25 protein-coding genes and 1 other RNA gene are annotated in these 24,931 nt (G+C 41.3%); 15 read left to right on the top strand and 11 right to left on the bottom strand.

Features of this window, described 5'->3' with window-relative positions:
- The first annotated feature begins 1 nt into the window (after position 1).
- The 4 genes from BKH46_RS05240 to fliY are packed head-to-tail and all read left to right on the top strand — an operon-like array spanning position 2 to position 2,930.
- Positions 2–337 (top strand): hypothetical protein, encoded by a 336-nt coding sequence (locus BKH46_RS05240; protein WP_095225784.1) that lies wholly within the window; start codon positions 2–4, stop codon positions 335–337.
- Between the two features lies 1 nt (position 338).
- The gene (locus tag BKH46_RS05235) at positions 339–1,046 is read left to right on the top strand and encodes an RNA polymerase sigma factor FliA (RefSeq protein WP_095225783.1); all 708 of its coding nucleotides are present in this window, start codon (positions 339–341) and stop codon (positions 1,044–1,046) included.
- Positions 1,039–2,100 carry a flagellar motor switch protein FliM gene (gene fliM / locus BKH46_RS05230; RefSeq protein ID WP_095225782.1) on the top strand — a complete coding sequence of 354 codons (1,062 nt, stop codon included), beginning with the start codon at positions 1,039–1,041 and terminating at the stop codon, positions 2,098–2,100. The genes BKH46_RS05235 and fliM overlap by 8 nt, the downstream gene beginning before the upstream one ends.
- Complete coding sequence (gene fliY / locus BKH46_RS05225; protein WP_095225781.1) at positions 2,097–2,930, top strand: flagellar motor switch protein FliY; 834 nt, start codon at positions 2,097–2,099, stop codon at positions 2,928–2,930. The genes fliM and fliY overlap by 4 nt, the downstream gene beginning before the upstream one ends.
- A gap of 3 nt (positions 2,931–2,933) precedes the next feature.
- Here the strand turns inward: fliY and BKH46_RS05220 are convergent, their stop codons facing one another.
- From BKH46_RS05220 to gltX, 4 genes are all read right to left on the bottom strand, one after another.
- Positions 2,934–3,257 (bottom strand): multidrug efflux SMR transporter, encoded by a 324-nt coding sequence (locus BKH46_RS05220; protein WP_095225780.1) that lies wholly within the window; start codon positions 3,255–3,257, stop codon positions 2,934–2,936.
- A 22-nt stretch (positions 3,258–3,279) separates the two neighbouring features.
- Positions 3,280–4,371 carry a hypothetical protein gene (locus tag BKH46_RS05215; protein WP_095225779.1) on the bottom strand — a complete coding sequence of 364 codons (1,092 nt, stop codon included), beginning with the start codon at positions 4,369–4,371 and terminating at the stop codon, positions 3,280–3,282.
- Positions 4,372–4,733: 362 nt separating this feature from the next.
- Positions 4,734–5,288, bottom strand: coding sequence for a YceI family protein (locus BKH46_RS05210; RefSeq protein ID WP_095225778.1), 555 nt, complete (start codon positions 5,286–5,288; stop codon positions 4,734–4,736).
- 41 nt (positions 5,289–5,329) lie between these two features.
- A complete protein-coding gene (gene gltX / locus BKH46_RS05205) occupies positions 5,330–6,730 on the bottom strand; it encodes a glutamate--tRNA ligase (protein WP_095225777.1) in 1,401 nt (466 codons plus the stop codon).
- A gap of 90 nt (positions 6,731–6,820) precedes the next feature.
- Between gltX and BKH46_RS05200 the strand changes: the two genes are divergently transcribed.
- The 8 genes from BKH46_RS05200 to BKH46_RS05165 all read left to right on the top strand — a co-directional run bounded on the left by BKH46_RS05200 (position 6,821) and on the right by BKH46_RS05165 (position 13,207).
- Positions 6,821–7,444, top strand: coding sequence for a trimeric intracellular cation channel family protein (locus BKH46_RS05200; RefSeq protein WP_095225776.1), 624 nt, complete (start codon positions 6,821–6,823; stop codon positions 7,442–7,444).
- Complete coding sequence (locus BKH46_RS05195; RefSeq protein ID WP_095225775.1) at positions 7,441–8,271, top strand: 3'-5' exonuclease; 831 nt, start codon at positions 7,441–7,443, stop codon at positions 8,269–8,271. The genes BKH46_RS05200 and BKH46_RS05195 overlap by 4 nt, the downstream gene beginning before the upstream one ends.
- The gene (locus BKH46_RS05190; protein WP_143428914.1) at positions 8,228–8,530 is read left to right on the top strand and encodes a hypothetical protein; all 303 of its coding nucleotides are present in this window, start codon (positions 8,228–8,230) and stop codon (positions 8,528–8,530) included. The genes BKH46_RS05195 and BKH46_RS05190 overlap by 44 nt, the downstream gene beginning before the upstream one ends.
- A gap of 75 nt (positions 8,531–8,605) precedes the next feature.
- Positions 8,606–9,244, top strand: coding sequence for a superoxide dismutase [Fe] (gene sodB / locus BKH46_RS05185; RefSeq protein ID WP_095225831.1), 639 nt, complete (start codon positions 8,606–8,608; stop codon positions 9,242–9,244).
- A gap of 102 nt (positions 9,245–9,346) precedes the next feature.
- Positions 9,347–10,534, top strand: a complete 1,188-nt coding sequence (locus tag BKH46_RS05180) for an MFS transporter (protein WP_095225773.1) — start codon at positions 9,347–9,349, stop codon at positions 10,532–10,534.
- Between the two features lie 111 nt (positions 10,535–10,645).
- Positions 10,646–11,014, top strand: a transfer-messenger RNA (tmRNA) gene (gene ssrA / locus BKH46_RS05175).
- 201 nt (positions 11,015–11,215) lie between these two features.
- On the top strand, positions 11,216–12,184 hold the full coding sequence (locus BKH46_RS05170) for a DNA cytosine methyltransferase (RefSeq protein WP_095225830.1): 969 nt from the start codon (positions 11,216–11,218) through the stop codon (positions 12,182–12,184).
- A gap of 9 nt (positions 12,185–12,193) precedes the next feature.
- Positions 12,194–13,207, top strand: a complete 1,014-nt coding sequence (locus tag BKH46_RS05165) for a hypothetical protein (RefSeq protein WP_095225772.1) — start codon at positions 12,194–12,196, stop codon at positions 13,205–13,207.
- 240 nt (positions 13,208–13,447) lie between these two features.
- On the opposite strand, the gene lolA is transcribed toward BKH46_RS05165, so the two are convergent.
- Positions 13,448–13,993 carry a LolA-like outer membrane lipoprotein chaperone gene (gene lolA, locus BKH46_RS05160; RefSeq protein ID WP_095225771.1) on the bottom strand — a complete coding sequence of 182 codons (546 nt, stop codon included), beginning with the start codon at positions 13,991–13,993 and terminating at the stop codon, positions 13,448–13,450.
- A 134-nt stretch (positions 13,994–14,127) separates the two neighbouring features.
- Here lolA and secA point away from each other — a divergent pair, with 134 nt between their 5' ends.
- The 3 genes from secA (at position 14,128) to BKH46_RS05145 (ending at position 18,455) form a co-directional block, all read left to right on the top strand.
- Positions 14,128–16,809 carry a preprotein translocase subunit SecA gene (secA, locus tag BKH46_RS05155; protein ID WP_095225770.1) on the top strand — a complete coding sequence of 894 codons (2,682 nt, stop codon included), beginning with the start codon at positions 14,128–14,130 and terminating at the stop codon, positions 16,807–16,809.
- Between the two features lie 3 nt (positions 16,810–16,812).
- On the top strand, positions 16,813–18,042 hold the full coding sequence (locus tag BKH46_RS05150) for an ABC transporter permease (RefSeq protein ID WP_095225769.1): 1,230 nt from the start codon (positions 16,813–16,815) through the stop codon (positions 18,040–18,042).
- A 164-nt stretch (positions 18,043–18,206) separates the two neighbouring features.
- Positions 18,207–18,455, top strand: a complete 249-nt coding sequence (locus tag BKH46_RS05145; protein ID WP_095225768.1) for an RNA-binding protein — start codon at positions 18,207–18,209, stop codon at positions 18,453–18,455.
- 228 nt (positions 18,456–18,683) lie between these two features.
- Here BKH46_RS05145 and BKH46_RS05140 read toward each other — a convergent pair whose 3' ends face one another.
- From BKH46_RS05140 to BKH46_RS05115, 6 genes are read right to left on the bottom strand one after another with little or no spacing between them, the layout of a single operon-like run.
- Complete coding sequence (locus BKH46_RS05140; protein WP_253248306.1) at positions 18,684–19,517, bottom strand: thiamine phosphate synthase; 834 nt, start codon at positions 19,515–19,517, stop codon at positions 18,684–18,686.
- Positions 19,507–20,445: a hydroxymethylbilane synthase gene (gene hemC, locus BKH46_RS05135; protein ID WP_095225767.1), complete on the bottom strand. Its 939-nt coding sequence runs from the start codon at positions 20,443–20,445 to the stop codon at positions 19,507–19,509. The genes BKH46_RS05140 and hemC overlap by 11 nt, the downstream gene beginning before the upstream one ends.
- Positions 20,442–20,918 (bottom strand): FxsA family protein, encoded by a 477-nt coding sequence (locus tag BKH46_RS05130; RefSeq protein WP_095225766.1) that lies wholly within the window; start codon positions 20,916–20,918, stop codon positions 20,442–20,444. Before BKH46_RS05130 ends, hemC begins: the two co-directional genes overlap by 4 nt.
- 1 nt (position 20,919) lies before the next feature.
- The gene (locus BKH46_RS05125) at positions 20,920–22,668 is read right to left on the bottom strand and encodes a proline--tRNA ligase (RefSeq protein WP_095225765.1); all 1,749 of its coding nucleotides are present in this window, start codon (positions 22,666–22,668) and stop codon (positions 20,920–20,922) included.
- Between the two features lie 26 nt (positions 22,669–22,694).
- A complete protein-coding gene (gene hemA / locus BKH46_RS05120) occupies positions 22,695–24,026 on the bottom strand; it encodes a glutamyl-tRNA reductase (protein ID WP_095225764.1) in 1,332 nt (443 codons plus the stop codon).
- A complete protein-coding gene (locus tag BKH46_RS05115) occupies positions 24,026–24,919 on the bottom strand; it encodes a polyprenyl synthetase family protein (protein ID WP_095225763.1) in 894 nt (297 codons plus the stop codon). Before BKH46_RS05115 ends, hemA begins: the two co-directional genes overlap by 1 nt.
- Between the last annotated feature and the right edge of the window lie 12 nt (positions 24,920–24,931).

The following is a 24,931-nucleotide window of genomic DNA, read 5'->3' as shown; positions in this document are numbered from 1 at the left end:
GATGAAACCAAATAACTTCATTAACTTTTCTGTTGTTTTTGGGTTTTTTTTGGGTTTGGTGTTTGCGCTCATGCGGCTTGACTCCCCAGAATTGATTTTATTTTGGACGATTGTATCCACGATAGGCTTTTATTTGATCGCACTTTTTAGCGTTTCGGTGTATATTTGGTTCATTGAATTTGACAAGACATTATTCAACAAAAGTGGCTTAGAAAAGCGATTGGACTACTTTGATCACGAATTTGATATACGCGAAAAGGAAGTGGCTAATATCCGCCGTTTCATTGGGAATTCAGATTTTTTAGAAAATGATGTGCTCTCACATCAGGCAAAATAGTATGAACAAAAAACAACTCCAAGGCTATGACCAACATATCAAATATTCTCAAGATGAGCTAGCAATGCAATACTTGCCTGCTGTGCGTTCGATGGCATATCGTATCAAAGAACGTGTGCCAAGCTCGATTGATCTCAATGATTTAGTATCTATCGGCACAGAGGAGCTCATCAAGCTAGCTAGGAGATATGATAGCAAACTCAATGATTCATTTTGGGGCTATGCAAAAGTGCGTGTCAATGGGGCTATGCTCGATTATCTCCGTTCGCTAGATATTGTTTCAAGATCTTCTAGGAAACTGATAAAATCCATCGACTATGAAATATCCAAATATTTCAATGAATTTTATGAAGAGCCCAGCAATGAATATTTATCAAAAATCTTGCGTGAAGATGTCGAAAAAATCAAAGAAGCCAAAATTGCCTCCGATATTTATACTTTAGTGCCTATTGATGAGCAGTGCAATATCATCGAGCAAGAAAATATCTTAGAAAAGCTAGAAAAAGAAGAGCTCATTAGCATTATCCATCGTATCTTAGAAACGCTCCCAGAAAGGGAGCAACTGATTATCCAATTATATTTTTTTGAAGAGCTCAATCTCAATGAAATCAAAGGGGTCTTAAACATCACAGAATCGAGAATCTCTCAGATCATCAAAGAAGTCATCAAGAAAATAAGAAAGTCTTTAGGAGAAAAAAATTATGGCTGATATATTGAGTCAAGAAGAAATCGATGCGCTTCTTGAAGTAGTCGATGAGGGCGATGATGCTGAAGCATTGCAAAAACACGAGATTGTCCATCAAAAGCAAGTAACTCTCTATGATTTCAAACGCCCCAATCGTGTCAGCAAAGAGCAGTTACGGGCTTTCAGAAGTATCCACGATAAAATGGCACGCAATCTCTCTAGTCAGATCTCTGCAATCATGCGTAGTATCGTTGAGATCCAGCTGCATAGTGTCGATCAGATGACTTATGGAGAATTTTTGATGAGCTTGCCTAGTCCGACTAGTTTTAATGTCTTTTCGATGAAGCCCATGGATGGCACAGGGGTTTTAGAAATCAACCCAAGCATTGCGTTCCCCATGATTGATAGGCTTTTGGGAGGGAAAGGCGATCCTTATGACCACTCCAGAGAATTCAGTGATATCGAGCTCAATCTTTTAGACACTATCCTAAGACAAATCATGCAAACGCTCAAGGACGCTTGGTCGCCTATCACAGAGATTTTTCCCACAGTCGATGCTAAAGAATCTAGTGCTAATGTCGTGCAGATTGTTGCGCAAAATGAAATTGTCATTATGGTGGTGATGGAAATCATCATTGGTCATAGCAGTGGTATGATGAATCTGTGCTATCCTGTGATTTCGCTTGAAACGATACTCTCAAGGCTAGGAGGGCGCGATTTAGTGCTCTCAGAAACAAGCTCGAAAAAATCCCGCAACAAAGAGCTCCAAGCACTAGTTGGAGGGGCTGGGGTCAATGTCGCTGTGTTTTTAGGCGGGGTGCATTTGGCCCTAAAAGAAGTGCTGGATTTAATGCAAGGGGATATTATCCGTTTAGACCGCGCAGCTGATGATACCGTGGTTGTCAATGTCGATGGCAAGGAAAAATACCTCGCAAGTATCGGATTGCAACGCTATCGCAAAACGATTAAAATCAAAGAAGTGATCAAAACAGAAAAAGACAAGGTCAAAGAAATCCTTGAAATGCTTGAAGCGCAGCGAAAAAGCAAGGTCAATGACATCGAAGAGGAAGAACAATGAACGATTTTATAAAGATTTTTGTCCAAGAAGCAATCGCTACTATCGAGGGGCTCACCGGCTCAACTCCTGATATTATCAATATCAAGACAGATTATTCTAATGCCATTTCACTGCCTGTCCCCTATGCTATCGCGCGTATCAATGTCACAGGAAATGCTAATGCCGATATTGCTTTAATCATGCCTGCTTCTTTGGCGACTGCTTTGAGTGATTTGATGGTAGGGGGCGAGGGTGTGAGCAAGCTTGAGATGGATAATGATGACTTGGATGCGATCAAAGAGATTGATTCTAATATTTTTGGTGCAATCTCAACAGCCCTAGGCTCGCAAAAGACGCTCCCAAAGCTGAGTTTTTCTTGCCGTAGTGTTGAGTTTATCATCACGCCCATTGACCTAGCAGCTTACAATAAAAAATATGAATTTTCCTTTTCTTTGCATACGATCAAATCCAATTTTATCCTATTGGCCACTTCTGATTTTATCCAGATTTTTGAAAACAACCAGCCCGCCCCACCCCAAGACGCCCCTACACACGCCCAACCAAGCCATTTACTCAATCAAGATGAGATCAAAAATATCGGAATGCTCTTAGATGTCAAGCTCAATATCAAAGTCAGAATCGGACAGAAAAAAATGCTTCTCAAAGATGTGATATCAATGGATATTGGGAGTGTTGTCGAGCTCAATCAACTCGCAAATGATCCTTTGGAGATTCTTGTAGATGATAAAGTCATTGCCAAGGGCGAAGTGGTTATTGTCGATGGGAATTTTGGCGTGCAGATTACAGACATAGGCACTAAAAGAGAGCGCCTAGAGCAATTGCGGGGCTAGCGCTTAGTTTTTTGAAATCAGCTTGAGCCCAATGAGCCCTATGAGTATCAGAGTCAAGAAAAATATTTTCCAAAAACTGATTTCTTCTTTGAATATAAAAATCCCCCCTAAAGTGATTAGCACCAGCCCTAGCCCTGCCCAAGAAGCATAAGCAATGCTAAGGTCAATGCCTTTGAGGGCGTTCCAAAAAAATGTAAAAGACACTGCAAACATCAAGACAAAAATCCCTGTGTAGAGGTGGTTGCCTGTGTTGGCAGCTTGCTTGAGTGATGTCGTCCCCATCGTTTCAAAAACAACAGCTATGGCTAAAAATATCCAATATTTCATTTGACTTCCTTAAGTTTTAAGATCAATTCTGTATTTGTGATTTGAGTTTTTTGATGATTTGGTGTGTGTCTAGTGAGATAGTCAGCATTTCTTGATTGGCGATAGTCTTGTTAGTGAAGTGAAAAATAATGCTAAAACGAGCAGTCAAAATATCATTTTTGTATTCATAATAAAAATCTGCCCGATCATAGTGCTTGCTTTGATAAAAGGGCAATCCACTATAAAACCCCTCGCCATATTGCGAAAAATATTTCATCTGTGGCTTACCAAAATAATAGCTATTTTTGATACCAAATCCTTTGTATTGCGCTCCTATATCAAGCTGCCAGCCCAAGCCATTATAAAAAGGATCTAGCCCCGTGCTCAAACGCCGCTTTCTCTCTAAGGTCGATAAAGTCCCAAATTGGATATAAGGCGCTTTTTCCATAGAGGGCAAGAGATTTTGCAAGCTTGAGCCGATATAAAGATTATAATAGATACGATCGAGCAAATAAGTATCGCCTTGATGTCCATCTTGCGCGAGGACTTCATCATTTTTGAAATGATACATCAAGAAATTCCCACCTACATAGAGATATTTTTGCCAAAAATCCCATTGACTTGCTGCAAGCACCATAAATTCATCCAGCCGTTTAGCAAGATTCCCCCCATACCAATCAAAAATCAGCTCTGCATATCCTGTGTATTTGTCTGTGGGGTCTTGCTGCTGGTATTGGAACATCAGACCATTGATATTGGGATTGAAAAAATAAAAATCATTACGGAAAAAGCTCAAGGGATAGTGTGCGATGGAGTGCGTTCTAGGGAATATGCCAAAATAGCTCCGTAAATGCTCGCCGATAGCGCTGTAGTAGATAGAAACATTGGCTTTTGTAGGGAATCTCTGCTCGCCCATATTCTGCAAGACATAGCCCCCAAACATCAAAGATTGGCGTCCATCAAAAGCAATACCGATTTCTGGGGCTAAGCGCACGCCATAAATCGTGCGTGTATCCCAATACGGGAGGGATTCTTCAGTATTATCGAGATAAAAATCAAAGCCCAGATTGTATTTGTATTCATAACCTTGCGTGATAGCCATACAAAGAAATAACGCAAAAAATAGCCGCAACATCAATACCCTTAAAAAATTTAGAGCATTATATAAAATAATTCTTTAAGATTCCTAGAGTTTCAAGGCTTGTTTGTCAGCTTGCCTGATTTGACTATCTATAACTTTTTTTGGGCGAGGGGGCTTTGAGAAAATGTGCCTTGGAGTGAAATTGCGTGCTAATATGTTTTAAATATGTGTTTAATGTGTGTTAAAAGAGAGATTGGGTTATCTAAAATGTGGTCAAAATATAAGCCAAATATCATAAAGTATTATCAAAACAAACAATACCAACAATCTATCAAAAACTAAATACTAAAAATCAGCAAAAGGGGAGCAATCCCCTCTTTTTTATTTTTTGCTAATTGCGTTATCAAGTGCGTTGATTATTCTGAAGCTTCTATTTGGATTTTGACTTCGACTTTATCACTTACAATTGCATTAGGCGTTGAAGTCCCGACTTGGAAATCCTTGCGGTTGATTTCTCCACTGATTTCTAATGCCATCATTTCTTTTTTAGTCATCGGATTTGTTACAGGCCCTTTGACATCAACTTCCCATACTACAGGCTTACTCACCCCTCGTATTGTCAAGTTGCCATAGAGTTTATCGCCCTCTTGCTTTGTCATTTTAAAAGTGGCTTTTTGGAACTTTGCCATATCAAAAAAATCATCAGCTTTCAAATGCGCATCTCTTTTAGAGTTTTTGGTATCAACAGAGCTGATACTAATCTCGCCCTCGAGTTTGTTGATTTTTTTGGTCTTAGGGTCAATGTCTAAAGTCCCACTGAAAGTGTTGAACTCGCCACTGACTTTGCTCAAAAGCATATGCTCGACTTCAAAGCCCACTGAAGAGTGTGCTGTATCGATTGTAAAGTTTTTTGCTAGCATTGGGCTCAAAGAAAACGCGATCAAAGTCGCAACAGATAGAAGCTTTTTCATCAATAAAATCCTTTTTTGTGGTTTTAAAATCAAAGATTCTACTATGAAAAAGTTAAGGTTTTGCCAAGATTGCAAAATTTCTGGATTCTGTTTTGTGTTTCTGCCTTGCCAATGACAAACATAGCCTCCACAAGCCCAATCCCTCCGGACTTCCCAAGCAGTGCAATCCTCAGAGGTGCCATCAGCTTGCCGAGCTTGAGGTCATGGTTTTGAGCGAAATGATGGAGGTGTTGGTTGATGTCTTCTTGCTTCTCCCAAGGGATATTTTGGAGGGAGTCGTGGAATTTTTGCAAGTTTTCAAAAGTTTCAGTCTGCATTGATTTGAGTGATTTTTCTTCATAATTTTGAGGCGTTTGGAGGATTTCACAGATATTTTGGGCAAAGTCTTTGAGCGTTTGCACTCTTTCTTTGAGCGCAGCATAAAGAGCGTCCCTTTGGGGTGTGGGCAGAGAGGGGGCGTGGAATTTTGCTAAAAGCTCTTGGAGTGCGTCATTGGATTTTTGGCGTATATAGTGGGCATTGAGCCAGAGGAATTTTTCTTGATTGTAGCTGCTTGGTGAAGAATTGAGTGCTTTAGGGCTAAAGAGTGCGAGCATTTCTTGCATACTAAAAATCTCTTGGTCTTTATGGCTCCAGCCCAAACGCACCAAAAAATTTAAAATCGCCTCAGGGAGATACCCTGCTTCAAAATATTCCATCACGCCCATCGCCCCATCGCGTTTACTGAGTTTATGCCCTTGGGGATTGAGAATCATAGGGATATGATAAAAATTTGGCTTTGCAAAGCCCAGTGCATTATAGATAATGATTTGCTTGGGGGTATTAGAGAGATGATCGTCCCCGCGTATCACATCAGTGATCCCCATCAAGGCATCATCAACACTCACGACAAAATTATAAGTTGGAGTGCCATCAGAGCGTGCAATGATAAAGTCATCGAGCTCTTTTGCATCGACTCTAATTGTCCCCTTGACCCCATCATCAAATTCTATACACCCACTCAAAGGAGCTTTGATCCTCACTACAGGGGGGATTCCTGCTGGTGGAGTGCCATCAAAATCCCGATAGCGATTGTCATATCTTGGAGTTTGGCCGCAAGCTTTTTGCGTATCTCTTAGAGTATCGAGCTCTTCTTTTGTCATATAGCAATGATAGGCCTTGCCCTCAGAAATGAGCTTTTGTATATACTTTTGGTATATCTCAAAACGTTCAGATTGATAGACAACCTCACCATCATAGTCTATCCCCACCCACTTAAATGCTTCAATAATCGCTTTTGTAGCTTCTATAGAGTTTCTGGCTAAATCTGTATCTTCAATGCGTAAAAAGAATTTACCTTGATGGGCGCGCGCATAGAGGTAATTGAATAGTGCTGTCCTGAGCCCACCGATATGGAGATGCCCTGTGGGAGAAGGGGCAAATCTGGTTATAATTTCACGCATATCATTTCCTTAAGTTTTTGGATAAAATATTTTACTGAGATTTTACTGAAATTTTAGGTATATTGGGCTAACTTCAAAGGCAGGGTCGCAATGTTGCTGACGATACTTTATGTGATAGGGATTACAGCAGAGGGCATGAGTGGGGCATTGGCAGCAGGACGCCATAAAATGGACTTATTTGGCGTGATGTTTATCGCATTGGTTGCTGCGATTGGGGGTGGGTCTATCCGTGATGTGCTTTTTGGGCATTATCCCCTTGTATGGGTAGCAAACCCTCAATATGTCATCATCATTTGTGTCGCTGCAATTTTAACAACAAGAATTCCATCAGTGATGACACGATTGGAGTCTTTGTTTTTGTTTCTAGATTCTTTAGGCTTAGTGCTTTTTAGTATCATCGGAGCAGAAGTAGCGCGCAAAATGGGATATGGCTTCATACTCATTGTCTGTAGTGCTGTGATTACAGGGGTATTTGGCGGGATTTTACGCGATATTTTCTGCAATCGTATCCCGCTTGTATTCCAAAAGGAGCTATATGCTGGAGTAGCAATGATTACAGCTGGAGTGTATTATGCTTTGGTGCATTATTTTGCTATCGATGTGCTGATAGCTAGTATTTCTACCTTGATTTTTGGGGTGATTTTACGAACTTTGGCGATCCATTATCGCATGGGACTGCCTGTATTTAATTATGAAGATAAAGGAAAAAAATGATTTGTGTATTTGATATTGAAACCGTGCCTGATGTGGGCTTGATCCAAAAAAGCTTCCCCCATATCCAAGCTAGCTCTGAGCTAGAAATATGCCAGCAAGCGATGGCAGAGCAGAGAGAAAAAAGCGGGAGCGATTTTTTGCCTCTTTATTACCATCAAGTCATCTCGATTGCAAGTGTTATCGCTGATGAACACGGGAGGTTTAAAAAGGTAGGGAATTTTGGGAAAAATGCAACCAAGGCTTCAGGGGAGCTAGAAGAGGTGGATTTGCTCCAAGAGTTTTTTAAGTTTTTTGACAAGCACCAGCCCAAGCTTGTTAGCTTCAATGGCAGGGGCTTTGATGTGCCCGTGCTGCTTTTGCGTGCCATGCGGTATAACTTGAGTGTGTGTGCCTATTATGAACAAGACAATATCGCGCACAACAAAAGCAAATGGGAAAATTATCGCCAAAGATTTTCTGAACGTTTCCATACTGATTTGCTCGATAGTTTGGGGCATTTTGGTATGGCACGCAATCTGCGGCTTGATGGGGTATGCGCAATGCTAAATATACCGGGAAAATATGATATGAGTGGAGATCAGGTGTATCAGATTTATTATGATAAACACCAAGATATGGCACAAAAACGCACCCAAATCGATACCTACTGCCAAAGCGATGTGCTCAATACCTACTGGGTATATCTCAAATATGAACTCTTAAAAGGCGCAATCACTTTGAGTGATTATATGAGTATTTTAGAAGAATTCAAGGAAAATCTACCCCAAAATATGGGCTATACTGATGTATTCACGCACGCCCTCACGCAAGAGCTTGCCCGTGCATAAAAAAACATTGCATAAGGAAACATTGATTGGGGCTTGCGGGGAGTTTGTCACCAAAGAGGGCTTGATAGCAGAGATCCAATCCTTACTCAATCATTTCCAAGACAAAGCCACAGAAACATTATTAGACACAAAGATGATGGAAACATTAGATATTAACGCGCTGCAAGCCATACGCAATGGGCTTTTAGCAAGGAGTGGCAATGAAGTAGCAAATAACCTAAAATGGCTGCACGCCCTTGATGAGAAAAATAAATTTTGACCGAGTTTGTCAAAATTAGAATTAAAATGACTATAATTACAAAGTATTTACAACTAAATTATTTGGGAGAATATGATGTTTAAATTAAGAGAATTACCTTATTCTAAAGATAGTATGGGAGATTTTTTGAGCCCTGTGACTTTTGATTTCCACTATGGAAAGCACCATCAGACCTATATCAACAATCTCAATAACTTGATTGCAAACACAGAATTTGCTCAAAGCAGTTTGTTTGATATCATCACCAAAGCAAATGGCGGCTTATTCAACAACGCAGCGCAAGTATATAACCACGATTTTTACTGGGATTGTATCGCTCCAAGTGCCACTGAAATCAGTGCTGAGCTCAAAGACGCTTTGATTGCTGATTTTGGTTCTTTAGAAGCGTTCAAAGAGGCTTATATCAAATCAGCGACAACACTCTTTGGCTCTGGCTGGTGCTGGCTGGTGTATAACCCCTCCAATCAAAAGCTTGAAATCACACAAACAAGCAACGCAGCCACTCCCCCTACTGATGGCAAAATCCCTGTGCTTGTTGTCGATGTATGGGAGCACGCATATTATATTGACCATAAAAATGCTCGTGCGACTTATTTGGAAAAATTTTATAGCCACATCAATTGGAAATTTGCTTCACAAGCATACCAATGGGCAAAAAAAGAGGGGCTCAACTCTGTGAATTTCTATATGAACGATATCCACAAAAAAGCCTAACCTCTATCTTCTTTGCCCCTCGCCCGCATTTGCGGGTTTTTTTATATCTTGACACATTTGTTGCATAGACAACAATATTTTATTTCTAGGATTGATACAACAATGGACACACAAAATTCTGCCTCACAATCAAAAAATATCGATAGTTTTGTATTTAAAATAGCACTCTTTAGTATCGCTGCCCTCACCGTTTTAGGCAGCACCATCATCGCCCCCAGCCTCCCTGCCCTCGAAGCACATTTTTCAGATGTAGAAAACATAGCTTTTTTATCCAAGCTAATCTTGACTCTGCCTGCACTTTTTATTATGGTATTTTCACCCATCAGTGGCTTCATGCTCGATCGCTTCGGTCGGCTCAAGCTCATTTATCCTGCGATGATTGTCTGGAGTTTGGCAGGGACAAGTGGATTTTTCTTGGATAATTTATATCTGCTCTTGGTATCTCGGGCCATCTTTGGGGTAGCAACAGCGTTCTTGATGACAGGAGTGAGCGTGCTTTTGAGCGATTATTATACAGGTATCAAGCGAGAAAAGGCCTTGAGTATGCAAGGCTTTTTTATGGCATTTGGCGGGGCATTTTTCTTGATTTTAGGCGGGTATCTCTCTAGCTTGGACTGGCGTTATCCTTTTTTGGCGTATTTATTTGGGCTGTTGATTTTGATTTTTGCCTTTTTGATGCTCTTTGAGCCTGCAAGACACAGACCAAATAACGATGTCAATGGACAAAAAAGTGAAAAATTCTCGATTGTCAAATTTTTGCCCGTGTATTTTTTGGGAGTTTTTTGTATGGCGATGTTTTATATAGCCCCCACGCAGTTGCCGTTTTTTATCACGCATACTTTGGGTATGGATAGTGCATATGTGGGGATTTCTATGGCAGTGGCCTCTGTGGTGATGGCAATATTTTCATTGTTTTATAATCGCTTCAGAAATTATTTGAGTATTTTTAAGATTTATTTTTTATCACTTTTTTTGATTGGGACATCTTTTGTTGTTGTGGGCGTGTTCCATAGTTATGCGATTGTTCTGATTTCTTTTATCTTGATGGGCGCAGGGCTTGGAATCATGATGGTCAATAATAGCTCATGGCTTTTTATGCTCGCAGCAGACCACGAACGCGCAAAAGCCTATGGATTCTTGGCTGCATCGCTGTTTATGGGGCAATTCATCTCGCCATTTATCACCCAACCTGTGGTGAAAATATTTGGTTTAGTGGATATGTTTTGGATATTTGGGCTTGTGGTCTATGCTGTGGCTTTGATTTTTTTATTTGCCAAAAGCAAGCGCTAGATTATATGGAGCAATGATTTTATACTGCCCTTTATTAAGCTGTATTTGGATATAATCAGTGTGCCTTATGATAACTTTAAAAGACTAGTTTTTGCTAAGGCTAGTTTGTTTGGGGCTGACTTGGCTTCGACAGGAGCTGTATCGCTTGGACTGCATACCGACTGTATGTCGTTAAACTACACAACAGAATAAACGCAAATAACGCAAATTACGCTCCAGCTTACGCAAAAGTAGCGTGAGTCTTAACTAACCTTAGGAGCTGATCTCTTTAGATGTTTCTAGCCCATCATTGAGGTCATCATTTCTGCTAGATGCCCCTATAGATTACCTTGTCTATGGGGAAAGATTTAGGTTGCTTGCTTTTGGGCTTTGGGGATTTGAACCTATGGGCAAAAAGACTTTTCAATTCCCTCTAAGTATGTAGAGGTTCTTGTTGGGTATGGCTTTTGGACTGGGGTTCAATTCCCCACAGCTCCACCATTGCTATTTTTCTCTTGCATATCATATTCTAAACATTGATACATTTTTTCCTCTAAAATCACCTATTTTACGAGTTTTTGTGCAGTTTGTAGCTTGGAAGAAAAGGCTATGCTATAATACAACAAATCAAGGGCATTAACCCTTTTTCAATTTTATATTGGGATTGAAATGAATTATATAGATGGGGCTAATTTATTTTCTATGCATACTCTGTCAAATAGAGAACACATCGAGCCAAAACCATTTAAATTTATTGATTTGTTTGCTGGGATTGGTGGTATTAGATATGGCTTTGAAATTGAGGGTGGTCAGTGTGTGTTTTCGAGTGAAATCGATCGATTTGCTTGTCAGACTTATGAAGCAAACTGGGGTGAAAAACCAAGTGGAGATATTACGCAAATCAAAGAATCTGATATTCCTAATTTTGATATTTTATTGGGTGGTTTTCCTTGTCAGGCATTTAGCATAGCAGGCAAACGCAAAGGTTTTGAAGACGCTCGTGGAACGATGTTTTTTGAGATAGCTAGGATTTTGAAGTTTCACAAACCAAAATGTTTTATGCTTGAAAATGTCAAGGGTTTATTGAATCACAATAGTGGAAATACATTTAAAACGATTAAAAATATTTTGGAAGAGGATTTGAAATATAAAGTATTTTTTAAGATTTTAAATGCCAAGGATTACGGAGTGCCCCAAAATAGGGAGAGAATCATCATTGTTGGATTTAAGAACCATAAAGTTGCATTTGATTTTCCACAACCTCATGAACAAAAGATTAAATTGGGAGATATTTTAGAAAAATCACCCGACCCAAAATATACAATTTCAGACCATTTATGGGCTTCCCACCAACGCAGAAAAGAGATTCAAAAAGCAAAAGGCAATGGCTTTGGTTATTGTCTATTTGATGAAAATTCGCCCTATACAAGCACAATTTCAGCAAGGTATTATAAAGATGGTAGCGAAATCCTAATAGCTCAAAAAGGAAAAAATCCAAGAAAACTAACCGTGCGAGAAGCTGCCAGACTCCAAGGGTTTCCAGATACATTTAAGATAGTTTGTAGCGACACACAAACCTATAGACAATTTGGAAACTCTGTCCCAGTAAAGATGATCCACGCAGTTGCCAAGCAGATATTCAAATCATTGAATGATGCAAAAGAATTTTAGGAGTATTTTTTGAAAAACAATGCTTTAAGCAATGATGAGATTTATGACAATAATCTTTATTTTTATACGATTTTAAAGAAAATCGTTCAATGCAATTTTACAGCAAAGCAACTTTTAGATTTTCAAGAAATGCTCCATCTGCTTGAGAATCACAAAAACAATCACACGCGATTAAAAGATATTTTATATTCTTCACAAATCATCAAAAGCGAAACAAAGAAAAAAGATTATGATGGATTGATAAGCCTGATTGGCAATGATAGTAAAATGTGGTTTGATATGGTAAGCGTGGGCATAGAATTGATTTTATTTAAAGATTTGATTTTAGCAGAAGCAAAGGCATACACACAAAATAGGCGTTTTATATTGGGAAAGTTAGATAAGCTCAGTATTGAATATGATTCAAAGAATTTAAGCTTGCCATATGGGCAGAAAGTATTGAGTTCTCTTTTATGTTTTGCGCTTACAAACACTGAGAGAAAGAGCGAATTTTTATTAACTGCGAGTAATCAGATAGTCAAGAATATAAATATGCAGATTTCAAAGCTTACCCATATTTATCAGATCCATTGCAATAATATGTTTTTGTTGATTGTCAATGAAAGTGTGAGTCAGTCGATAAAAAGCACAGCAGGGCATTCTTATGAGAGCAGGATAGAACTGACTTTAATGCCCATAGTGGATAAATTATTGGGTCGTTCCCATAAAGTTCAAGCAATGGAATATGATTTTATTTTTATCATCAAGGATAAAAAAGTGGGTATTTCGGCAAAAAGAACCTTGCGAGAACGATATAAGCAAAACCATGAAAATATTGATGATCTAAGCGTAGACGCTTTATTTTTATTCACTCTTGGCACAGATTTAAATAAAGATAAAGTAAATTCAATACTTCAAAAAGATGGTTATTTTATAGTTGTTGCTAGTGAGATTTATGACACATCGGACTTCATGCAAGAAAATCCAAAAATTATTTCATCTAAAGATTTAACAAGAAAAAAGCTAGAGAATATTTTGGCTTGATATGATACTGCAATCAGCTTATTTTTAGAAAAATCAATTCTAGCAAAAGATAACGCTTATAGCTTATTTTAAAACACTTTAATTGATACAATTTTCCTCTAAAACCACCTATTTTGCGAGTTTTTGTGTAGATTTTTGCATATTTTTTGATAGATTTTTTTCATAATCCCAAGACCACTTTAGCCTCTAAGAGGCTTTTTATTTCAGGCTCTAAAAAACTCTTTTTTGTATTTTAAATTTTTACTGCGAGATGATATCAATCCCATCTGGAGGGGTGAAGACAAATTCGCTTGCATTGATGGGGGCGTTGATGATGGGGTGGAGGAAGCGGATTTTGGTGGTGTTGTCGAAGCTGTCTTGAAACTCTAAAAGATAGGGTTTGTCGTCTTTGAGCGTGAGGTAGTAGGTCGTTTCGCCCACTTGGGAACGGTATCTGCCATCAGTTTGCAAAATGGCTTTTTGGAGGATAGAGAGGAAGTCGGTCTTTTGGTCTAGGCGCGTGATGGTGGCTTGAGATAAGCGGGGTTCATAGATGATGGCTGTGTGGTCGGTGATGTAGATGGTTTTGGGGCTTGGGGTGGTGTAAGTCCAACGGACGCTATGGGGAGAGAGGGCGATGAGATGCCCTTGGTAGGTGATTGTCCCTGTGTCAGGGGCAGATACGGTTTGGATAAAATCAGCTTGAAAGCTCTTGATATCAGCAAACGCCCCATAAGAGAGATGTGCGCACACACACAAAGAAAAACACAATAAAAAAAATCGAGATACAAAACGGGATTGTCGCATCACTTGACCTTGCTTGCTTGAAGAATTTAATGGTTTATGAGGAATTTTATCGTAAATGTGTTAGAATCCAAACCAAATAGTTATGCCTCAAAACTAGGCACACAACACAAGGCAAATCCAACACAAGGCAAATCATGATACGAAAACTCATAGGGTCGGTGATCGGGACTCGCAACGACAAACTCATCAGAAAATACCAAAGGCGCTTAGGGGCTATCAACGCACTTGAGAGCAAATATCAGAGCTATAGTGATGGGGAGCTGCAAGAAGCCTTTAGGGCGCTCAAGCAGTCGGTGCAAGAAAAGACGCAAAGCCTTGATGGTGTGCTTGAACATAGTTTTGCTATTACGCGTGAGGCTTCTAAACGCGTTTTGAATATGCGCCACTTTGATGTCCAGCTCATTGGGGGAATGGTCTTGTGTGAGGGGAAGATTGCAGAGATGAAAACCGGAGAGGGCAAGACGCTTGTAGCCACGCTCGCTGTGGCACTTTATGCGATGGAGGCACGAAGCGTGCATGTTGTTACGGTCAATGACTACCTCGCCCACAGGGACGCTAAAGAAATGGAGCCACTCTATGCGTTTTTGGGCTATAGTATCGGGGTGATTACAGCAGGGGTCAAAGACGATGCAACGCGTTTAGAAATCTATGCAAAAGATATTGTGTATGGGACTAATAATGAATTTGGCTTTGATTATCTGCGGGATAATATGAAATATTCGCTCGATCAAAAGGTGCAAAAACAGCACTTTTTTGCCATTGTCGATGAGGTGGATTCTATACTCATTGATGAAGCGCGCACGCCTTTGATTATATCTGGCCCTATCAATCGCAAGATGGAAAACTATGAAAGTGCTGATAAGGTCGCTAAAAAGCTGTCTGCGGCTGAGGATTTTAGTATCGATGAAAAAAATCGCGTAATTCTTATCAGTGAAAATGGTATCAAAAAGGCTGAGGAGCTCTTTGGGATTGATAATCTCTATAGTATCGAAAATGCCGCGCTTTCCCATCATCTCGATCAAGCCCTGAAGGCAAATTTTCTTTTCATCAAAGACAAAGATTATGTCGTGCAAGAAGGTGAGGTCATCATTGTTGATGAATTTACTGGGCGTTTGAGCGAGGGGCGGCGCTTCTCTGAGGGGCTACATCAAGCTATCGAGGCCAAAGAGGGCGTGGCGATCAAAGAAGAAAGCCAGACACTTGCAGATATTACTTTTCAGAATTATTTTAGACTCTATGAAAAACTCTCAGGTATGACAGGGACAGCACAGACTGAAGCGAGCGAGTTTTTGCAAATCTATAATCTTGAAGTGGTGTCTATCCCCACAAATGTCCCCATCAAAAGGTGCGATCTCAATGATTTGGTCTATAAAAGCGAGGAGGAAAAATTCCAAGCTGTGATTAAAAAGATACAAGAACTCCACGCCAAAGGCCAGCCTGTATTGGTGGGGACTGCGAGCATTGAAAAGAGTGAAACACTCCACCATTTGCTGACAAAAGAGCGCATACCCCATACGGTCTTAAATGCTAAGCAGCACACAAGAGAGGCTGAGATTATCAAAGACGCGGGCAAAAAGGGGGCTGTAACGATTGCAACTAATATGGCTGGTCGGGGTGTGGATATCAAGCTTGATGATACAGTCAAAGCACTCGGTGGGCTTTATATCATCGGGACAGAAAGACACGAGAGTCGGCGCATAGACAACCAGCTCCGTGGGCGTTCTGGGCGTCAGGGCGATGTGGGGACAAGTCAGTTTTATTTGAGCTTAGAAGATCCTTTACTCAGGATATTTGGTAGCGATAGAATCAAGGGCGTGATGGAGCGCTTGGGGCTGAATAATGGCGAGCATATCGAATCAGGACTCGTAACGCGTGCTGTAGAAAAAGCACAAAAAAAGGTAGAAAATCTGCATTTTGAATCCCGTAAGCACCTCTTGGAGTATGATGATGTCGCAAATGAGCAAAGAAAAACGGTGTATAAATTCAGAAATGAGCTCCTTGATCCCAACTATGATATGCGTGCGCGTATCGATGAAAATCGTCAATATGCCCTATCACAGAGTCTTTCAAGACTCCAAGCACTCTTTGGCGAGGGGGTGGATACAGATAAAGAAGCACTGCGGGCGATTATCAAAGAAGATTTTGGGCTAGAAGTGGTGCTTGATGGGGCTTTGGGTGAGGGGAGTGATGGGGGCATGGGAGTGATTGATGTCAATGATGGGGGCGTGCAACAAGCGATTTTAGCCCAACTTGAGCAGTCCTATGACAAAAAGATGTCCCCCCTCACACCAGAGCAAAGAAATGAAATCGAAAGAGTGATTTATCTGCAAGTCCTTGATAATGCGTGGCGTGAGCATCTTTATACGATGGATAATCTCAAAACAGGCATTGGTCTGCGTAGCTACAACCAAAAAGACCCCTTGGTTGAATACAAAAAAGAAAGCTATAATTTGTTTTTAGAGCTGATTGAATCCATCAAGACAGAGGCAATCAAGACATTGCATATCATACAATTCCAAGCTGAAAACACAAGCGAAGAAGCCCAAGATTCTGCACAAAAAATCATAGAAGAACTCCAAGAGAATCAAGAAAATCTCGACTACAATGCCCAAGCGATCCAAGCAAACTTACAAGAAAACCATCTCCAAAATCAAACGACCAAAAATCAAGCCATTAAAGAAAATCCCACACAAGGCATAGGAGGGAAAAAAATCATGCGCAATGAGCTTTGCCCGTGCAATAGTGGGAAAAAATACAAGCAATGCTGCGGGAAAAGTGGCCCTAAAAAAGGTTTGCTAGCCCATAAGGGTGAATAAGGTGTGCCAATGGCTTTGAGCGGCTTTCTTATCCGACGTTATTTACGCTTTGATAAAACACAGCCCTTTATCTCCATCACAGCGATTTTAGCCTTTGTTGGTGTGGGGGTGGGGGTGATGGTTTTGATTGTGGCGATGGCAATCATGAACGGCATGAGTAAGGAGTTTGAAAAAAAGCTTTTTGTGATGAATTATCCGATTACATTATATGCTACAAGCAGGCAGGGGATTTCTAGCCAAACGCTCCAATCCCTACAAGAGCGATTCCCCAAACTCATCTTTAGCCCCTATGTGCGTATGCAGTCTGTAGCAAGGGCGCATGGCGTGATGGGAGCGAGTATTATCTTTGGAGTGGATATCCAAAAAGAAGCACAAATCAATGGTGTGCTCCAGAAAGCTATCCAAAATATCGATATCCAAAAGTTCAAGCAAGACAAGTTCGCATTGATTGTTGGCGAGGGGCTTGCTGAAATGCTTGGAGTGGAGGTGGGAGAGAAAATCTCGCTGTTTTTCACGCAGTTAGAGCCGATGGGGTTAAGCCTTTCGCCTGTGATGAAACGATTTGCAATAGGAGGGGTCTTCACTTCAGGGCTTAGGGCATATGACACAAGTTATATCTATACCAATCTCTCTGCACTCGCTGCGATCAAAAATATCCCCCAAGGGGTGTATGATGGGATCCATATCTATTCAGACAGGCCAATGGAAGATATAGAAAAAATCCGTCTAGCGCTCAATGATATTCCCCATCAAAGCCTTTCGCTTGAGGGGTGGTGGCAACAAAATGGCAACTTTTTTTCTGCGATGGCATTAGAGAAACGTGCGTTATTTATCGTGCTGATGTTGATTATTTTGATGGCTTCATTGAATATTATCAGTTCATTGCTGATGGTTATTATGAATCGGCGCAAAGAGATTGCACTGCTTTTGAGTATGGGCACAAGGGCCAAAGAAATCCAAAAGACATTTTTTTGGCTGGGGAATTGTATCGGCTGTGGGGGGATAGTGCTGGGTGTTATGCTCTCTGGTGTGGTGTTGTATGTGCTAAGGACTTTCCCGATTATCTCTTTGCCTGCTGATGTTTATGGTATCACAAAGCTCCCTATTGACCTATCTGTGGTGGATTTTTGTGCGACATTACTTGGGGCTGTGCTGATTGTCTGTGCTGCTTCATATTATCCAGCCAAAAAGGCTTCGAGTATTGATGCATTATCAGTTTTGCGTAATGAATAATGTTTTTTAATTGTTTTTAAAGCTTAAGTAGCTTACTATACCATACTTTAGTATGTAAGTTTGAGTTTATTGGTGGTTGTGTATCCTTGATTCCTCTGCCTACACATTAAAGGATCCGTGTTTGTTGAGGTCTGCCTCTAATTTTTAGTATATGGAGAATTGAATTGAAAAGTATTTATGTAGGAAATCTCGCCTATAGTGCGACCAACGAGGACATCAAAGAGCTTTTTAGCAAGTATGGCAATGTAGTATCTGTCAAGCTTATCAGCGACAGAGATACAGGCAGAGCCAAGGGCTTTGGGTTTGTAGAAATGGAAGATGATCAAGCGCTCAAGGCAATCGATGCTTTAGACAATACCGAGTTTATGAGCCGAACAATTCGTGTCAATGAAGCCAATCCCAAAACAAGATAATGGCAAAAAATAATAGGGCAAATCAAATCAAGTCATAGGGGCAAATCGGAGCAACCCAAATAATGGGCTAGTCAAATAACGATGGAGCCAAATAATGGGGGAGCAAAAACAAGGGGCAAGTCCCCTCTTTCCTTTCTTTTTTTCTTTCTTGCTTTCTTTCTCGCTGTCCTTATTGCTCCCCCCCCCCGATAATAGCCCCTCTCCTCTTTTAAGTGTTTAAATAGTCAGCTAAGCTTGCCAACACTTCTGCAACTCTCTAGCATTTTCTAAAACATCTCCCCGCCAAAGCCCTCCAATCACAGCAATCATTTGCGTGCTCTTGAGTTGATGGGCGTTCAAAGAAGTGATCCCACCAATCGCACAGATAGGTATTTGTATGGTTTCTTTAGCTCTTAAAAGTATCTCTGGGGCGACTCTTTTAGCATTGGGCTTAGTGCTTGAGGGGAAAAATGCTCCAAAAGCCACATAATCAGCCCCTTTATCTTGCGCTTCTTGGGCTAGAGAAAGACTATCATAGCAAGACACACCAATGATACCCTTAAAATCCTTCCGTATATCGCTCAAAATCCCATCAGCACTACCGATATGCAAAGCAGGGGCTTGGAGCTCTTGAGCAAGTCGTGCTCGGTCATTGAGGACAAACAAAACACCATGAGAAGCACATACTTGCATGAGCTTGACACAAAGAGGGGCAAGGTCTGTATCGCTATGGATTTTATCGCGCAGTTGGAATATCTTCAAACCTCCCATAATCGCCCTTTCCAACATCTCAAATATCCTATCATAGGGCGTGAGGACTGCATCAGAAATCCCATAAAGCCCGCACAAGACTTGAGGAGCTAGCGACACTGAGGGCGTTGCAGTAAAATGGGGGGCTTGGGGGGTTGTGAGATTTTGCGAACTTTGGGCGATTTGAGGGGCTTTGGAGGTTTTGAGATTATGGGGTCTTTGGGGATCTTGAGGGACTTGAGAAGCTCTTTGAATTTCTTGAATTTTTGGAGTTTCTTGAGATTTTGGAGACTTTGGAGATTTTAGGGGCTTGGGGGGTGTGCTATGTATCAAAGGCCATCTCCTGCGCTTGGGCTAAAAGCTCCTTAGCTCCCTTTTGGATCATACGATGTGCAAGTATCAAGGCCAGTTTTGAGCCATCATCAAGCCTACCCTCTATGCTATCTTCAAGCATAATCGAGCCATCTGGCAGACCGATCACAGCATTTAAAATCACCTTTTTTTCACGCACACAAGCATACACACCAATAGGCACCTGACACCCCCCATCTAAAGCCTGCACAAAAGTGCGTTCAATCCCGCAGCACAAGGCACTCTGCGTATGTCCCAATCTCTCTATCTGAGCAAATAATTCACTCTCTAAACACATCTCAATCCCCAAAGCACCCTGCCCCATCGCTGGGAGCATGACTTCTGTAGAAAGTGGTGTGATAAAAGGCACTTGAGCCTTTGAGATACCCAAGCGATTGAGGGCTGCTTGCGCTAAGATAATCGCATCAAAAGCATTGTCCTCTAGCCTTTTGAGCCTTGTTTGGACATTACCGCGCAAGCTTTGAGTATCCAAATCAGGGCGTATGGCTTTGAGCTGCATAGTGCGGCGCATTGAAGTTGTGCCCACTCTAGCGCCCTTAGGCAAGGCTGTGATGTTGGCATAATGATGGCTCAAAAAGCAATCTCTGACATCTTCTCTTTGCGTGATACACGCAAGCCCCAGCCCCTCTGGGAATTCGACTGGCACATCTTTGAGTGAATGCACGGCCAAATCGATTTTTTGCGCTAAAAGCATTTCTTCAAGCTCTTTAGTGAATAGCCCTTTCCCACCGATTTTAGCCAAGGGAGTGTCTAGGATTTTATCGCCTTTGGTCTTGATGATTTCAAGTCGGCTCGATAATCCTAGCTCCTTTTGCAGTCTTTCTTTGATATGCTCTGCTTGCCATAAGGCCAGCACACTCCCTCTCGTCCCGATGACAAGCTCTCTCATTGTTGCTCCTGTTTTGGAATTTTAGGGCTATTTGTATTGGCAGTTTCTGTGTCGATAATCTCTGCATCGATGATAATATCGCTATTTTCTCTTGCATTTTCTGTGGTGTTTGCGCGTTTGCTAGCAAAGATGGAGCGAGAAAAAAGCGATGTATGCAAAGCAAGGAAACTCACAAGCAACAAAAGCACGCCAAATACATCACTCAAAACCCCTGGCATAATCAAAAGCACGCCTCCTAGCACACGAGCAATATTCCCACTGATAGCGCCAAAAGCATTGACTTGGTGCGCAAACACTCTTGATAAACTCTCTAAAATATTCACTTGTGCGCTCAAAAGAATCAAAAACCCCCATATGCCGCTGATAACCACCTCTAAAAAAAATATCCCAAAGCCATATGTTTGCACAAAAATAACAATCAAAAAAACTTCAAGAGCCAAATACGCCCATATCAAAATATACAAAAAGGGCATTTCAATCCCTCTCTAACCTCAAAAGAATCGCTTCCTTCAAGCCCTCAAGACCTAAGAATTCACGCTCCAAGCTTTCCCGATTGACCAACTCCACACGCCCCTCTTCTAAGGACTTACCCACGATCAGAGCAAATCTAGGGCCTATGAGTTCAAAATCTGTCATTTTCACACCAAATCGCAAATCTCTATCATCTAAAAGCACTGCAACTCCTGCACTATGTAAGCTTGCATAAAGCTCTGAGGCAAAGGTATTTTGGTGTGTGTCTTGGGCGTGAGAGATGATAATATCAATATCAAAAGGTGCACTGGCCTTTGTCCATACACAGCCCTTCATATCGCTCTTTTGCTCTAAAATCGCTGGGAGCAACCTAGAAACACCAATCCCATAACAACCCATTTCAAAAGGCAAGCTCTTGCCAGAACTATCTAAGAAATGAGCCCCCAAAGGTGCAGAATAACGTTGATTGAGCTTGAAAATATGGCCAACTTCGATACCCTTTTGATACACAAGCTTGCCCTGACAACACGGACAACTATCCCCCACCCGCACTTGGGCGATGTCTGCATATGTCAGGGATTCAAACAAACTCAAATCCACGCCCACAAAATGATAATCCCTTTCATTAGCCCCACAAATCAGATCTCTTGCTTCATACAAATCAGTGTCAAAAATAATATAATGCGCTTGTGTGATGTTTTTCAAAGCATAAGGGCCAATAAAGCCTGCAAACAAGCCACTATTAGCAATCTCTTCTGTGCTAGCGTCTTGGAGTTCTAGCGCCTCAGCCCCTAGCTGGTTAAGGGCATTGAGCGCTTTGGTCATCTCTAAGTCATCATCTCCGCGCAAAAAGAAATACACCAATTCTGGGGCTTTGTGAGTCTTGGGGTCAAAGATAGCCTTACGCACAACAGCTTTGATGGTGAAAAATCCATCGATTTTGAAAAAATCTTTCAGTCGTTCGATTGTGCCGATACTAGGCGTGTGGAACTTAGCAAATGCAGCTTTTGGGGGGTGTGGTGGCTCGGTGCGTTTGGTGCGCTTGGCTGCTTCGATATTGGCTGCATATTCACACTGCTCACAGATCACAATCGTATCTTCCCCACACGCAGCTAAGACAACAAACTCCTTGCTCCCACTCCCGCCAATCGCCCCACTATCAGCCTCAACCACTCTAAAATCCAGCCCTAAGCGTTTGAAAATGCGTCGATAAGTCGCTTCCATATGTGTAAATTCTCTCTGGAGGTCTTGAGTATCTGCGTGGAAACTATAGGCGTCTTTCATCACGAATTCACGCGTGCGCATTAGGCCAAACCGAGGTCTGAGTTCATCGCGAAATTTGATATGCAGCTGGTAGAGATTGAGCGGGAGTTGCTTGTAGCTTTTCACATAGGTCTTGACAATAGCAGTCACGCTCTCTTCATAAGTTGGTCCGAGGATAAATTCATTGTCTTTTCTGTCTGCAAATCTCAAGAGTTCTTTGCCATATTTCTCATAGCGCCCACTTGCCCTCCATAACTCCGCAGGCACAACAAAACCCATCATAATCTCACAAGAGCCTGCAGCCTGCATTTCTTCTTTGATGATTTGGGTGATCTTGTCTAAAACACGCTTGCCTAAGGGCAAAAAATCATAAATCCCTGAGCCAATCTGATGGATAAACCCTCCACGAATTAAAAACTGATGGCTCTTTAATATCGCATCTTTGGGGCTTTCTTTGGTTGTGGGGATAAAAGTCTGGGAAAATCGCATCAATATCCTTTGCTTTAAATGATTAATCAGTTCAAAATCGTGTCATATTCACATTTATAGCGATTGATCAATATGGCTTCATCATCGATACCAAAAACCCCTTTGATGGCCTCGATAATCGGATCAGCTTCTTCTTTGTCGGAGAGTTTTTTGATATTAATCGTGGGTTGGTGTAAAAATATATTGAACGCATTGTGGAGGATTTTTGCCACATTTTCTTTGTACTCTTTGGGGAGGAAGCCCTTTTTGATAGCGCGGTCTAGCTCTCTTAAAGACGCGTCTTTTGCCATATCTCGGAGTTTTTTGATGACAGGCTCAACACCTAGGCTTGAGAGCCATTTGAAAAACTCTAAGGTATAAATACCAATGATTTCATAGGCCTTGGTGGTGTTGCGCTTTCTGTTAGCGAGATTTTCGTGCATGACTTGCTCTAAGTCATCAACACTAAAAAGTGTGATCCCCTCCATGGAGGGAGGTTGGATATTTCTAGGCACAGAGAGGTCAAACCAAAAGCGCTTGAAATCACTGGGCTCTATCATAGAATCTAGCACGATATGGCTAGGGGCTGCTGTGGCTACGAGTAAAAGAGGGTATTGATTGATGAGTGTGGAAAGTTCAGAAAAATTACGCACTTCTACAGAATTTGGAGTTTGGGCGTTGAGCGTTTGCGCGAGGGTCTGGGCGTGGGTTTTGTTGCGATTTAAGAGCAAGATACGATACCCACAGACCAAAAGATGTTTGCTGAGCAAAGCACCCATTTCACCTGCCCCGATCACAACAGCAATTTTGTCTTTGATCGCGTCATTTTCTAAAATCGCACTGGCCTTTTTGACAGCTACAGAAGCTACAGATACGGCATTTTGTGAAATTTGTGTTGCGTTTCTTACTTGGGCTGCACAGCGAAAGGCAAAATGCACCAATCGTGTCAAGCCCTTGCCGCAAAATCCATTATCAAAGCAAAATTTATACGCACTTTTGAGCTGCCCTGCTATCTGAGTTTCACCCACGACGATACTATCCAAACTGCTAGCTACGCAAAATACATGATGGACAGCCCCCTCTTGGATATACACATCTGCGATTTCTCTCAAATAGCTATCTGAAAGGTCTTTGAGGGCTGCGAGCGCTGTGGTTACTTTGTCTGTGATGGATTCAGCATTGTGCGTGTAAATGTAGATTTCAACGCGATTGCAAGTAGAGAGTAAGAGAATTTCTAAGATATCGGGATTTTGGTTTTTGAGTGTTTGCAAAAACTCTTTTATCGATTCATTAGAGGCAAAGGCGAGCTTTTCGCGTGTAGCGATTTGAGTATTTTTGTGTGAAAAACTGATCGCTAAATATTGTGCTGTCTGTTCCATCAAAACTCCCTGTAAATCATAGTTTGCACCACTTCTTCAAGCAAAGGGTTGGATTCTTTGGCAATCGCTGCTAATGCCCTCTGGCCATATTCTCTAGCTTCTTGTGCGACCAAAGCGATGATACCATATTCTTCAAAATGCTCTTTGAGCCATTTTTGTGCTTGTATTGTATCTTCTCTGAAATAAGAAATCAAAATCTTTTTTTGCTCCTCTGGGAGCGCTGCATACAAAAGGATATAAGGCAGGGTCGTCTTGCCCTCTTTGAAATCGCTCATAGCTGGCTTGCCGAGCGTTTTGCTATCTTGAGTGATATCAAGCAAGTCATCAATAATCTGAAATGCGATACCAAGATTGCGGCCATAATCTCGGTATTTTGACGCTTCAAGCCCTGCTAAAATAGCAGCTGACTCTGCACTTGCTGCAATCAAAGAGGCTGTTTTGTCTTGGAGCATTTGGAGATATTTGTCTTTATGGGGGTTGAAATGTGTGCTCAAAAACACATCATCAATCTCTCCTTTTGCAAGCTCAATGACAGATTTTGCAATACACTGAGCGATGGGTGGGGGCAGCTTGGTGAGTTCAAAAAACGCTTTTGCATAGAACACATCTCCGAGCATGATAGCGTTTTTATCTCCAAACACAGCATTTAAAGAGGATTTCCCCCGACGCATTTGTGATGCATCGATCACATCATCGTGGAGCAATGAAGCACTCTGGATCATCTCAATGATAGCACACAGCTCAAGGGTCTTTGGGTGGTGGGGGCAGATGGCTAAAATCAGCTTACTTCTTAGCATTTTCCCAAAATGCATTTGCGCACTCAAAGAAGCGACATTTTCCCCCTCTACTTGATGCAGAAAACTCTGTATTTTTTCTTGGATTTTCTCTAACATCTGCCTATGCTC

The organism is Helicobacter sp. 12S02634-8 (assembly GCF_002272865.1).
Taxonomy (GTDB): Bacteria; Campylobacterota; Campylobacteria; order Campylobacterales; family Helicobacteraceae; genus Helicobacter_J.
This window is presented reverse-complemented; position numbering and strand designations above follow the sequence as displayed.

Bases quoted from the DNA above. Each gene is read 5' to 3' on its own strand.
- BKH46_RS05240 (WP_095225784.1), top strand. From the start codon at position 2: ATGAAACCAAATAACTTCATTAACTTTTCTGTTGTTTTTGGGTTTTTT.
- BKH46_RS05235 (WP_095225783.1), top strand. From the start codon at position 339: ATGAACAAAAAACAACTCCAAGGCTATGACCAACATATCAAATATTCT.
- fliM (WP_095225782.1), top strand. From the start codon at position 1,039: ATGGCTGATATATTGAGTCAAGAAGAAATCGATGCGCTTCTTGAAGTA.
- fliY (WP_095225781.1), top strand. From the start codon at position 2,097: ATGAACGATTTTATAAAGATTTTTGTCCAAGAAGCAATCGCTACTATC.
- BKH46_RS05220 (WP_095225780.1), bottom strand. From the start codon at position 3,257: ATGAAATATTGGATATTTTTAGCCATAGCTGTTGTTTTTGAAACGATG.
- BKH46_RS05215 (WP_095225779.1), bottom strand. From the start codon at position 4,371: ATGTTGCGGCTATTTTTTGCGTTATTTCTTTGTATGGCTATCACGCAA.
- BKH46_RS05210 (WP_095225778.1), bottom strand. From the start codon at position 5,288: ATGAAAAAGCTTCTATCTGTTGCGACTTTGATCGCGTTTTCTTTGAGC.
- gltX (WP_095225777.1), bottom strand. From the start codon at position 6,730: ATGCGTGAAATTATAACCAGATTTGCCCCTTCTCCCACAGGGCATCTC.
- BKH46_RS05200 (WP_095225776.1), top strand. From the start codon at position 6,821: ATGTTGCTGACGATACTTTATGTGATAGGGATTACAGCAGAGGGCATG.
- BKH46_RS05195 (WP_095225775.1), top strand. From the start codon at position 7,441: ATGATTTGTGTATTTGATATTGAAACCGTGCCTGATGTGGGCTTGATC.
- BKH46_RS05190 (WP_143428914.1), top strand. From the start codon at position 8,228: ATGTATTCACGCACGCCCTCACGCAAGAGCTTGCCCGTGCATAAAAAA.
- sodB (WP_095225831.1), top strand. From the start codon at position 8,606: ATGTTTAAATTAAGAGAATTACCTTATTCTAAAGATAGTATGGGAGAT.
- BKH46_RS05180 (WP_095225773.1), top strand. From the start codon at position 9,347: ATGGACACACAAAATTCTGCCTCACAATCAAAAAATATCGATAGTTTT.
- BKH46_RS05170 (WP_095225830.1), top strand. From the start codon at position 11,216: ATGCATACTCTGTCAAATAGAGAACACATCGAGCCAAAACCATTTAAA.
- lolA (WP_095225771.1), bottom strand. From the start codon at position 13,993: ATGCGACAATCCCGTTTTGTATCTCGATTTTTTTTATTGTGTTTTTCT.
- secA (WP_095225770.1), top strand. From the start codon at position 14,128: ATGATACGAAAACTCATAGGGTCGGTGATCGGGACTCGCAACGACAAA.
- hemC (WP_095225767.1), bottom strand. From the start codon at position 20,445: ATGAGAGAGCTTGTCATCGGGACGAGAGGGAGTGTGCTGGCCTTATGG.
- BKH46_RS05130 (WP_095225766.1), bottom strand. From the start codon at position 20,918: ATGCCCTTTTTGTATATTTTGATATGGGCGTATTTGGCTCTTGAAGTT.
- BKH46_RS05125 (WP_095225765.1), bottom strand. From the start codon at position 22,668: ATGCGATTTTCCCAGACTTTTATCCCCACAACCAAAGAAAGCCCCAAA.
- hemA (WP_095225764.1), bottom strand. From the start codon at position 24,026: ATGGAACAGACAGCACAATATTTAGCGATCAGTTTTTCACACAAAAAT.
- BKH46_RS05115 (WP_095225763.1), bottom strand. From the start codon at position 24,919: ATGTTAGAGAAAATCCAAGAAAAAATACAGAGTTTTCTGCATCAAGTA.